Below are 12,163 nucleotides of genomic sequence, written 5' to 3' on the forward strand. Positions count from 1 at the left end.
AAAACCCCTTTCTAGGCGATCTTCGACAAAAAGTGATAGAATATTCTGAAAACTTTATCGAAAAATAATAGAGCGTGGTGTTCGCGAATTTGTTTTAAATCAGTGAACTGCTCAACCGCCCTAGGTTGCTAAAAACATTTTTATTATGAAATACTTCATGATTATAACATGTTCATGTTTGAATTTGTATAATATAGGGTATATTTATAAAATATTTTTCAAATTATTTTGACAGATGGAAATGAGGAACGAATGATGAAGGAAATCGCTTGGCAAGATGAAAAAGATTGTCTGACAGTGAAAGTGCCTAATCTCATGCGATTACGCGAATCGGTTCCTAAACTAGTGGTAGAAGGTCAAGTTTATACGGTTCAGTCAGTGGATTGGTTAAATGAAGAAACCGCAACGATTCGGTTACACGATCCACTACTGCTTGGCAAACACGTTCAACTTGATTGGGGGGAGATTGACTTACCTGTATATCCGCGGAAAGTGGTGCGAACTGCTTGGTTTGATCAACTATACGATGCTTGTGAGGAACAATTGGGAGCAATCTATACTTCTCGTGAGACGAAGTTTTCGGTATGGGCTCCAACAGCTACAAATGTTACATTACTATTAAATGACAAACGAATTACAATGGGAAGAAAACCGAATGGTGTTTGGCATACGCTTGTTGCGGGGGATTGGAAAAATACTACTTATCATTATTCCGTAATGAACGATGGAGAAGAAAAATTCGTTAATGATCCTTATGCCAAAAGTATGACCGCCAATAGTGCGCAAAGTGTTGTGATCGACTTAGATTCAACAGATCCACCAAAATTTCGTTCAACTACTTATCCGTCTATTAATAAACAAGATGCCATCATCTATGAACTTCATATCCGGGATGCTACTAGTTCACCGCAAAGCGGCGCGCGACACAAGGGGAGATTTCTTGGATTAACAGAAGAAAATACATCAAATAAGCAAGGTTTCTCAAGTGGTTTGTCCTATATAAAAGAATTAGGATGTACCCATGTGCAATTGCTACCAGTCCAGGATTTTGCCCGTGTCGATGAATTGCACCCGAAAGATAGTTATAACTGGGGGTATGATCCACTCTTTTATTTTGTACCTGAAGGAAGTTATGCAACCGATGCGAATGACCCTCCTTTACGAGTCCAAGAACTGAAGCAGATGATACAAGCTTTCCATCAACAAGGTTTGTCAGTCATTCTGGATGTTGTTTATAACCATGTTTTTTGTTATGAAAATTCGGCATTTGAACAATTAGTTCCGGGTTATTACCTCAGGTATCGATCAGATGGGACATTGAGTAATGGAAGTGGTACTGGTAATGACCTAGCGACAGAAAGAAAAATGGTTCGTCAATTTATTTTGGACTGTGTAGAATATTGGCTTGATGAATATCGAGTTGACGGGTTTCGTTTTGATTTGATGGGTGCGATTGACTTAGAAACAATGCAATCCATTCAAGATCTTTGTTCACAAAAAGATCGGCCAATTCTTTTGCTAGGTGAAGGGTGGGACCTCGCGACAGAACTTCCCGCAGAACAAAAATCAACCAATAACAATTCTGATCAATTACAACATGTAAGTTTCTTTAATGATCTATTCCGAGATTTACTAAAAGGCAATTTGTTTCAAGTGGACGATGTAGGGTATGTCAATGGGAATGGACAATATTTCGAGCGATTACCCCCATTAGTAGCAGGGTGCTGTGATGCTCGGTTTTCCGATCATGTCTTTTCCAATCCATTGCAATCCGTCAATTATGTCGAATGCCACGACAACCATACACTAACTGATCGCTTGAAGATATCGAATCCAACTGCAACAGATGCAGACCGAAAACGAATGCACCAGCTTGCAACTGGGCTTGTATTAATTAGTCAGGGCATTCCATTTTTACATGCGGGGCAAGAATTTTTTCGAACCAAACAAGGGGATGACAACAGTTATATATCTGGTGATGACATCAATCAATTGGACTGGGAACAACGAGGAGAAGAAGAGGAAAATATTCAATGGGTACGTAACCTTATTTCTTTACGTCACAACTATCGGTTATTTCGCATGAATAATGTGAAAGAAATTCAAGAGCGCTTACACATTATCCAAACGCCAAATCCAGTTTTCGGTTTTATGCTTATGGGAGAAGAGGAAGATTTTGCTATATTTATTAATCCAACTGCTGAAACCAATAGCATTGATCTACCTGTACAAGGGAGATGGGAAAAGTTAATTAGTAATGATACACCACTTCTGTCCCCAATTAGTTGTTTGTTACAACCGTGGACCAAAATTGGAGCATATGAATTTGTCGTTTGGAAAAAGCAACGAGTCTAATCGTTTGGCGCAGGAGATGGCCAAGTGGATGAGCGTCACTTTTAATGGGTCACGGGTTAAGTAATAAACAATCTAGCTTATAGCCTACCGAACAGCAAAGTGTTTGGTAGGATATTTTTGTTAATGAAACTTTTAATAGAATAGTAAATGGATGAAACTTAATTAGTTATGTTCCGTCTTATAAATATAAGAGGTGATCCTATGAGAAAATCGTTAGTTTTTTTATTTCAAATAATTATGGGTGTGACACTTTTGGTGGGGTGTGGGGATGAAGGTAGCAATGGTGATTCAGCAGAAACAACGGAATGGCAACCTACAACATATGAAAGTGTTAACAACATAGATGGAATAACGATCGATGTGAAGAAAGGTACAATCTCTTCTGCTGGATTAACAGTAATATTAGAGAATACATCTGACAAGCAATACACATACGGCGAATATTATATGTTAGAAAAGACAATCAATGGAAGTTGGTATCAAGTACCAATTGTACTTGATGAGAACTATGGATTTAATGATATTGGCTATGAATTAGCTTCTTCAGACGTTAGTGAATGGACAGTTGATTGGGATTGGCTCTATGGCAATTTGGAAAATGGACAATATCGTTTAGTGAAAGATGTACTGGATGTTAGAGAACCAGGGGACTATGATACGTATTATTTGGCCGCGGAGTTTACGATTAATTAATTTAACGAAAAGCAGTTAAACGCTTGGAGCTATCCTATCCAAGCGTTTTTTCGTGGGAATGAATGATAAATGAAACTCTGTTGCCAAACACTTCTAGGGTGCCTCAGGTTTTTGGGCTCGGTATATATGGTAGTTCAGCTGATGACGGTATTTTTCCGTGAGTAATTGGTGCTTATGACCAATTTGGTAAAGAGAGTGATCCATGGATTCTGAAATATTTAAATCAATTTGTTTTGCTCCGGTTGCATAGTCGGTTGCAATTTGATCTGCAACTTGGACGCGCTTAAGGACTTCTATATTATCAAAATTTGTCTTGCGATAATACTCTAGCCACGTTGATTCTTGTGGTAGTTGTTTTATTCCATATACCTGTTTAAATTGGTTGACCATCGATTGGTTAATGGGAGGTTTTGTGGTCATTTCCAAATTCAAAATTACTCCACCTGGTTTTAATAATCGAAAAAATTCAAACAGAGTCGCTTCTATCTTTGTAAAAACAATAACAGATTCTGCAATGATAAGGTCATAAGCCTCACTCTTTAGTGGTAATTGTTCGATATTCCCTTGTAATACATGAATTTGTACTCCTTGCTCATTAAACCGCTGCTTTGCTTTTTCAATCATGACCGGATGCGTATCTACAGCTGTTACTTGGCATCCGAATGTTTCTGCTATATAAGCAGCTGTTTGGCCTGTGCCACAACCCGCGTCAAGGACATGGTGATCTGCCTTTAATCCTAATTTTGCAAGCATCTGTTTCGTAAGTGCCATGCCACCCGGATGGGCACTACTAATTCCCATATAAGCTAAGAAGTCATGATACGTATTGCCTTTCAATTTTCCCTCTCCTTTTCGATTTAATTATTTTGTCCAATCACTATAACTCCTTTTTACATATGGTGTATTAATGAATGGTACAAACTTTCATTTTTGTAAAAGCAATCTAATGTTTTTTTATTGATTTTATGAAAGGAGTAGATGGATAGATGTCAGTTGAGCACATGTATCATCGGTGTTGTCGTTATAAGAATCGTCCTGTAGCAATCCGAACGCATGATGGTAAGGTGCATAGAGGTATTATTCGAAATGTGAATCGAAATCGTGTCTTTCTTGATCCATTAGATCGAAGACGAGATCTTGGTGGTTTTGGCTATCCTTACTGGGGGTGGGGACCTGGTTACGGATTCGGATATGGATTAGCTTTAGGTGCGATTGCGGGAATTACTTTGTTACCGTTTTTCTTCTGGTAATGATGATAGTCTGTAGCGATAAGCTGCAGACTATCTTATGCGTTTAGTAGTAATCCTATTTAGTACAGATGTTACTTATGACGTTGGTCACTCTGTCTTCCCCTAAAGGTTTACCAATATCCAATGCTTTTAAGTTTTGCTGAAATTAGATTGTTCTATCATAGTCAAAGCAGGTGTTTCGATCGCTTCTTTTATTGTTTTGTTTGTGTTAGAAAGGTAAGATTCAACGATATAATAACCAACATTGTAACCAAGCCATTTAGGTATAGCATCCTGTCCATACAATAGTTGTTTATGATAGGGGTGGCTCTTCGGAAGCTCTGTATGTGGTTTAATCCACTTTCGCCAAGCCTTTAAGGCAAAATCTTGTGAATAGAATGTTGTCCATTTTCCCCTATATTCTTTTCCAACATACTTGTTCACAGCGTTTTCAGCTAATCCTTCAAGCACAATTGAATCAAGAAGTTGAATGTTCCTTTCCTCTTGATTTAGATAACATAATCTACATACATGATTATATTCGTGGGTAATTAAAGCTTGAAGATCGCCACTATTGGTAGAATCTGAAACAAATAGAAATACTTTGTCTGCGTGTGCTAAGCCGGAAACACCGTTTAACTCCTCTCTTAATTGTCGTGTTTTATTAGCAGGGAAAATAAAAATAGGAACATCAGGTCCATGCCATTTTTTTCTTAATACGTGATAGGTTTTGTTTACTTTTTGCCAAACTTTATTGGAATTGATCTGCTCTATATCGTATTTGTCATTAGATTCTGGAAAAAATAAGCCATGTCCTAACAAATGTCGTTGAATATCATAAGCTGAAACGCCGTCAAAGTAGGAGGTCAATGGTTGGCAGATGTGTTTTCTTTGAAGATCAAGATGCTTTTCTTTGGATTGTTTTTGATGTTTTACATATTCGTTTAACAGTTTGTTTGTATTGATGACTGACATTATCTATTCATCCTTTTTATGTTAGGTGTCGATACTGGCAGTTTATGTTTCTTACGTCGATTTTGTTCTCTTTTAAATAGTAGCGTTTTGGTAGAAAAATAACAAAAGCCGACAAAAAAATGATTGACCAACATGTATATACAAGATATAATTGAAAACGCAGTCAAACAGGATCATGTATATACAAGTTAATCTAATAGTTTTTAGTTTTGTATATTGATGATGAAACAGATAAAACTATGTATTAAGTTGTTGATGCAGTAGGAGGTTAATAAAATGGGTAAATTTACAGAGCCTTCCAAACAATTGTTAGAACGCATTGGAGGAAGCGAAAATATTTCAGTTGTCACACACTGTGCTACGAGAATGCGCTTTGTGTTACATGACACAGACAAAGCAGATTCAGATAAGATTGAAGAGATTGATCTTGTGAAAGGCACCTTTACAAATGCAGGCCAATTTCAAGTGATTATCGGAAATGAGGTTTCTAGCTTTTATAATGAATTCACTAAACTTGCTGGTGTAGGGGATACTGCCTCAAAAGATGAGGCAAAGGAAGCAGCAAAGCAAAATATGAACATTATTCAGCGCTTAATTTCACACTTGGCTGATATTTTCACACCACTTATTCCAGCACTTGTTGTTGGTGGTCTTATTTTAGGTTTTAGAAATATTATCGGTGAAATTGCGATGTTTAATGATGCGGGAGCATTTACTTTGTTTGGAAATCAAGAAAGTACCCAAACATTGGTTGACATTTCTCAGTTTTGGGCCGGAACCCACTCGTTTTTATGGTTGATTGGAGAAGCCATTTTCCACTTCTTACCTGTAGGGATAACATGGGCTATTTCACGTAAGATGGGGACAACTCAAATACTTGGTATTGTCATGGGGCTTACCTTGGTATCCCCGCAGTTATTAAATGCCTATGATGTTGCCACAACGGATACCCAACCATTTTGGGACTTTGGTTTCGCGCAAGTTGACATGATTGGTTATCAAGCACAAGTTATTCCAGCCATTTTAGCTGGGTTTGTATTGGCTTACTTAGAAATAGGTTTGCGTAAAGTTATTCCAAACGTCGTGTCAATGATTTTTGTACCGTTTTTTGCGTTAATTCCAGCGGTTTTAATCGCGCATATGGTATTAGGACCTATTGGTTGGACAATCGGTTCATGGATTTCTGATGTTGTATACAGTGGATTAACTTCTGCATTTGGCTGGTTATTTGCTGCAATCTTTGGTTTTGCTTATGCACCACTTGTCATTACAGGGTTGCACCATATGACCAATGCGATTGATTTACAATTGATGAGTGAATTCGGTGGTACAAACCTATGGCCAATGATTGCATTGTCAAACATTGCACAAGGTTCTGCGGTACTTGCAATGATTTATCTGAACCGTAAAGATGAAAAAGAACAACAAGTATCCGTGCCAGCATGGATTTCCTGTTGGTTAGGGGTTACCGAACCAGCTTTATTCGGTATTAACTTGAAATACGTGTTCCCATTTATTGCGGGAATGGTAGGTTCCGCTATCGCAGCCGTTATTTCTGTAGGTAATGGTGTTATGGCCAATTCTATTGGTGTCGGTGGGGTTCCGGGAATTCTATCCATTCAAGCACAAGATATGCTTATGTTTGGCTTGGCAATGATTATTGCGATTGTTGTCCCATTTATCCTAACAGTAATCTTGTCAAGAACAAAAATGGGGACGAATGCTTATAAACGATTAGGAAAATAAAATAACCGAAACAATGAGGAGGGGGAAGCTTTTCTTCCTCTCTTTTTTACAAAATGAGAAAATAATAACAATATTTAGGTAGGTGTCTACATATGAAGCAGAAGCAACCATGGTGGAAAAAAGCAGTCGTTTATCAAATTTATCCAAAGAGTTTCAATGATACAACAGGTAATGGTGTTGGAGATATTCAAGGGATCATTGAGAAATTAGATTATCTGAAAGAATTAGGTGTTGATGTACTTTGGTTAACACCAATTTATGAGTCACCGCAACGCGATAATGGTTATGATATCAGTGACTATTTCAATATTTATGAACAATACGGCACAATGGAAGACTTTGATCAGTTATTAGAAGAAGCACACAAACGTGATTTGAAGATCATCATGGATATCGTTGTCAACCATACATCAACAGCACATGAATGGTTTCAGAAGTCGATGGCTTCGAAAGATAATGCTTATCGCGACTTTTATATTTGGAAAGATGGTAAAAACGGAGAAGTACCAACCAATTGGCAATCTAAGTTTGGTGGTTCTGCATGGGAGTATGATGAAACAACAGGCCAATACTACTTACATTTATTTGACGTAACACAAGCGGACTTAAATTGGGAAAATGAACAAGTTCGGAAAGCTGTTTATGACATGATGGACTACTGGTTGGATAAGGGGGTTGATGGATTCCGGTTAGACGTTATTAATTTGATTTCAAAAAATCAAGATTTTCCAAATGATGATGGATCTGTAGCTCCTGGCGATGGAAGGAAATTTTATACAGATGGTCCACGTGTGCATGAATTTATGCACGAGATGAATCAGAAAGTATTTTCAAAGTATGACATCATGACAGTAGGGGAGATGTCCTCTACAACGATTGACAACTGTATAAAATATACAAATCCCGAGCGTGAAGAATTGAGTATGACCTTCAACTTCCATCACTTAAAAGTCGATTATCCAAATGGGGAAAAATGGTCAAAAGCTGATTTTAATTTCCAGGAACTAAAACAAATTTTGTCAACATGGCAAGTGGAAATGCATAAGGGTGGTGGCTGGAATGCGCTGTTCTGGTGTAACCATGACCAACCACGAGTGGTATCACGCTTTGGTAATGATGAGGAGTACCATAATGAATCAGCGAAAATGTTAGCAACGACAATTCATATGCTGCAAGGTACACCATACATTTATCAAGGTGAAGAATTTGGCATGACCAATCCTAAATTTGAAGCAATTGATGACTATCGTGATGTGGAGTCGTTAAACATGTTTAACATTAAAAAAGAAGAAGGCATGAACGAACAAGAGATTTTAGAGATATTGAAAGATAAATCTCGTGATAATTCTAGAACTCCTGTTCAATGGAATAGTGATGAACATGCTGGTTTTACAACTGGAACCCCATGGATCCCAACTGCTAAAAATTATAAACAAATTAATGCAGAAAACGCAGTGGCTGATAAGCAATCAATCTTCTATCATTATCAAAAATTGAATCAATTACGTAAAGAATATGATATCATTACAGATGGAGATTATCAGTTGATTTTAGAGGATCATGATGCCATTTTTGCTTATGTTCGAAACAGTGAAGATGAAAAATTATTAGTAGTAAACAACTTCTATGGAACGGAAACAACGTTTGAACTTCCAAACGCTGTTGATGTTGAAGGTTTTGAACGATCCATCATTCTATCTAATTATGATGATTCAAGCGAACAGTTTGAGCAACTGACATTACGACCTTATGAATCGATTGTTTATTATTTACAAAAGTAAAATGGGGAACGTGTCATGAAAAATAAGTATTTGATGATCTATGATGAGCTTGCGAATCTTATTGATAAGGGAGAGATGGAACCGAACACATTTATTCCATCTGAAAATGAACTGAAAGAGCAATTTGCAACATCAAGAGAAACAATACGAAAAGCCTTAACCCTGTTATCTCAAAATGGTTACATTCAGAAGGTACGGGGGAAGGGATCTTTAGTGCTTGATCGTACCAAATTTGATTTCCCAGTATCAGGACTTGTTAGTTTTAAAGAAATTGGGAAAAAGATGGGAAATAACTGGAGAACGATTGTACATCGACTGTCTTTAGAAAAGCCTGACCACTATGTAAAACAACAACTCCAATTAGGTGGAAAGGATCATATTTGGCGGGTTGTTCGTATAAGGGAAATCAATGGTGAAAAAATTATTTTAGATAAGGATTGGTTGAACAGTAAAATTGTACCTTCCTTAACCGAACAAATCTGTGCCGATTCTTTATACGATTATATTGAGAATGAGCTTGGTTTAACGATTAGTTTTGCTAAAAAAGAGATTGTTGTTGAAGAACCGACTCAACAAGATCGAGAGTTGCTAGATCTCGAAGGATTCCATAATATCGTGATTATCAAAAACTATGTGTACTTAAATGATGCCCACTTATTCCAGTATACAGAGTCACGACACCGTCCTGATAAATTTAGGTTTGTTGATTTCTCAAGAAGACAATCGTAACGTTCAAAAGGAAGGATGAAACCCAGCAATGTTTCAACCTTCCTTTTTTGTTATTGGGAATAATTACGATCTAATACTCTAGCATAATAATTGTTTTCTAAAATCATAGTAGAATAATAAAATTTACGATCTACTTCAGACGACATCCAATCGATATAATCTTGATCCACGTCTTCACCATCCTTAGGAGTGAATTTTTTTGTTTCAGCATTATATTGACCTTTGTCAGTGATAAAGCTTTTGTTTAAAAATGGGATAAGTGGATCAGTTTCCGAGAACAAGTCATTGCCCATTAAAAGTCTTGAATCATAGTCTAATCCGAGTAAGTTGGATAATGTTGGAATAATATCTAGACTAGATCCTGGTTTATCAATCGTTTTGGAATCCATATCCTTTGTATATAAAATAAAGGCATTTTTGTATAATTCGAAGTTCTCTTCCACTTCGTGACCAGCAAATTCATCGATTGTTTGTTTATCCAACCCATATGGATAGTGATCAGAACTGATCGCAATTAATGTTTCTTCCGCAATACCTTCTTCTTCTAACTTATTTAACAAATACTCCAACGCACGATCTAATTCAACTTGTGTAGCTAAATATGCTTTCGCTTCATCAGAATACGGTAAATCGTCGACAACTTGTTTGTTTTTTATCGCCATATTATTGCCTGAGAAATTATATTGCATATGGCCGCTAACGGTCATGTAATAAGCGTGAAATGGTTGCTGGTGGATGTATTCATCAATCGAATTCTCCATCATTTCCAAATCGGATGCCGGCCAATCCTTTTTAACATTAAGACCATTGCCAATTCCTTTATAATCATATCCCATATTAGGATGAGATAGATGTCTTTCATAGTAATCATAGGAGTGATTGTGATAAGCCATCGTTTGATAATCTTGTTCTTTTAATTGATTTCCCATTACAAAAGGTAATTCATTGTTGGCTGATTCTTCAAAACTCCAAACTCCTTTTTGGGGAAGGAGGCTTGTAAGTGCTACATATTCACCATCGGTTGTACTAACATCCCAAGAAGGGGTATAAAAGTTAGTGAACTGATACCCTTCATGTGCCAGTTTGTATAATGTAGGTGTTGCTTCTTCATGGATTGCATAAGGTGAAAAACTTTCTGCAGTAATTAGGATCAAGTTATAGTCTTCAAATTTAGCCGTGTATGCATTTTTTTCTGTCGGTTGTACCTCTTGAAAGTATTCATGCATTGCTTGGATGGACTCATCACTTTCCTCTGATGCTAGCTGCTCGAAATCAATATCCAACGTATTGTAGGTTGGTGGTTCCATATCTTTTTTTGTGTCGTTAAGTCTATTTGTATTATCAACGGGCTCCGTTTGTTCTATAGCTTCTGGTTGATATGCTGGGACAGCTGTTGGTTGTTCAAGACTAGGTGACCATCCTGTCATTAGTCGTTGGAAATCTAGCCGCATTGTTGTCATTAACCCTAACTTCTCCGATGAAGTAATTGGATCACTACTATTAAAATATAGGTCATAAGCAGAATGTTGTTCTTTACCGTCAACATAAATGATGGCAAGCGCAGTCATATGTATCCCTATCATCCAACCGATTAAAAACAATCTAGTTGGCCATTTAATTGGTTCTTTCTGGAAAAGTTTTTTACGAAATCCGACTAATAGGATGATCGGTATAAAAAAAAGAACAATCCAGAAGCTATTTTGAGCTGTCATCGTTACGATATCATTCCAAAAGTCTAGAATTTGTGTGGCGTTTCCGGCTGAATAAAGACTATAAAATGTCTTGAAAAATTTAAAATAAATAAATTGAGAAGAATAGATAAGTCCAGTAATTCCAAGTAGTGTCACCGTTATACTAAAGGCAACTTTTTGTTTAAAAAAGCTTATTAAGACAAAAAAGATTAATCCGCCAACAGTCAGGAATAGTAGGGAAATAAGTAGGTGGATAGAAAAAATTTCTTCAGTGACTAGTCCTCGAAATATAAGTTCCATATAAAAAAGGGAAAGCATAAAAGAGAAGAGTGCATATTTTGTATTTCCTAGCTTGAACATAACAAAACTTCCTTTCGACATCATTCTACTATAATTTGACGTCTCGAACGCTGGATTGGTTACAGTTTTAAGAGGTTAACAAGAGAGGAAGAGAGCAAATAAAAAAAAGCGAACTCCTAAGAGTTCGCTTTTTATCGATGCTAATTCAAAAAATTAGTTCTTTTGAACGTTAGCAGCTTGTGGTCCACGGTTACCTTCTTCGATTTCGAAAGTTACGCTTTGACCTTCTTCAAGTGTTTTAAAGCCTTCGCCTTGGATAGCAGAGAAGTGTACGAATACATCGTCTTGTCCTTCTACTTCGATAAATCCAAAACCTTTGTCTGCGTTAAACCATTTTACTGAACCTTGAATCATATTATTTTCCTCCTAGTGTGGGGCGTCCACACAAATGTATTACTATTCTTGCTCTTGCCTCAAAACGAAAACTTTACGTTGCGGATTACTTGAAGTGTTTGACGAACAAAATAGCGTAAACTTATTATAATCCAGAATGGCATGGAAAGTCAACAACAAATAAAATTATTTTGTTTACAACTGTTGGTTCTGTGGTGAGATCCGTGCCTGCTAAGTAATTTACTTTATTTTTGCTATCATTTTCGTTTAC

Annotated in this window: 10 protein-coding genes; 6 read left to right on the forward strand and 4 right to left on the reverse strand. The window is 36.9% G+C overall.

The genetic code is table 11. From position 1 onward, the window contains the following. Window positions 1-252: 252 nt before the first annotated feature. Together pulA and FCI53_RS07660 are read left to right on the forward strand one after the other, a co-directional pair. On the forward strand, window positions 253-2,355 hold the full coding sequence (pulA, locus tag FCI53_RS07655; protein ID WP_138417486.1) for a type I pullulanase: 2,103 nt from the start codon (window positions 253-255) through the stop codon (window positions 2,353-2,355). Between the two features lie 201 nt (window positions 2,356-2,556). Beyond that, a complete protein-coding gene (locus FCI53_RS07660) occupies window positions 2,557-3,048 on the forward strand; it encodes an immunoglobulin-like domain-containing protein (RefSeq protein ID WP_138417488.1) in 492 nt (163 codons plus the stop codon). A 93-nt stretch (window positions 3,049-3,141) separates the two neighbouring features. Here the strand turns inward: FCI53_RS07660 and FCI53_RS07665 are convergent, their stop codons facing one another. Beyond that, the gene (locus FCI53_RS07665) at window positions 3,142-3,885 is read right to left on the reverse strand and encodes a class I SAM-dependent methyltransferase (RefSeq protein WP_138417490.1); all 744 of its coding nucleotides are present in this window, start codon (window positions 3,883-3,885) and stop codon (window positions 3,142-3,144) included. Between the two features lie 149 nt (window positions 3,886-4,034). Between FCI53_RS07665 and FCI53_RS07670 the strand changes: the two genes are divergently transcribed. Beyond that, complete coding sequence (locus FCI53_RS07670; RefSeq protein WP_138417492.1) at window positions 4,035-4,298, forward strand: hypothetical protein; 264 nt, start codon at window positions 4,035-4,037, stop codon at window positions 4,296-4,298. Window positions 4,299-4,427: 129 nt separating this feature from the next. On the opposite strand, the gene FCI53_RS07675 is transcribed toward FCI53_RS07670, so the two are convergent. Then, window positions 4,428-5,252 carry a DUF2268 domain-containing putative Zn-dependent protease gene (locus tag FCI53_RS07675; protein ID WP_138417494.1) on the reverse strand — a complete coding sequence of 275 codons (825 nt, stop codon included), beginning with the start codon at window positions 5,250-5,252 and terminating at the stop codon, window positions 4,428-4,430. Between the two features lie 276 nt (window positions 5,253-5,528). Here FCI53_RS07675 and treP point away from each other — a divergent pair, with 276 nt between their 5' ends. The 3 genes from treP (at window position 5,529) to treR (ending at window position 9,508) form a co-directional block, all read left to right on the forward strand. Then, a complete protein-coding gene (gene treP, locus FCI53_RS07680) occupies window positions 5,529-6,998 on the forward strand; it encodes a PTS system trehalose-specific EIIBC component (RefSeq protein WP_138417496.1) in 1,470 nt (489 codons plus the stop codon). Window positions 6,999-7,090: 92 nt separating this feature from the next. Beyond that, window positions 7,091-8,779 (forward strand): alpha,alpha-phosphotrehalase, encoded by a 1,689-nt coding sequence (gene treC, locus FCI53_RS07685; RefSeq protein ID WP_138417498.1) that lies wholly within the window; start codon window positions 7,091-7,093, stop codon window positions 8,777-8,779. 15 nt (window positions 8,780-8,794) lie between these two features. Continuing rightward, window positions 8,795-9,508 (forward strand): trehalose operon repressor, encoded by a 714-nt coding sequence (treR, locus tag FCI53_RS07690; protein ID WP_138417500.1) that lies wholly within the window; start codon window positions 8,795-8,797, stop codon window positions 9,506-9,508. A gap of 50 nt (window positions 9,509-9,558) precedes the next feature. On the opposite strand, the gene FCI53_RS07695 is transcribed toward treR, so the two are convergent. Continuing rightward, window positions 9,559-11,559, reverse strand: a complete 2,001-nt coding sequence (locus FCI53_RS07695; protein WP_171038104.1) for an LTA synthase family protein — start codon at window positions 11,557-11,559, stop codon at window positions 9,559-9,561. 153 nt (window positions 11,560-11,712) lie between these two features. Then, the gene (locus FCI53_RS07700) at window positions 11,713-11,913 is read right to left on the reverse strand and encodes a cold-shock protein (protein WP_138417504.1); all 201 of its coding nucleotides are present in this window, start codon (window positions 11,911-11,913) and stop codon (window positions 11,713-11,715) included. Window positions 11,914-12,163 lie beyond the last annotated feature (250 nt).

The sequence above is a fragment of the Aquibacillus sediminis genome, from assembly GCF_005870085.1.
Taxonomy (GTDB): Bacteria; Bacillota; Bacilli; order Bacillales; family Amphibacillaceae; genus Aquibacillus_E; species Aquibacillus_E sediminis.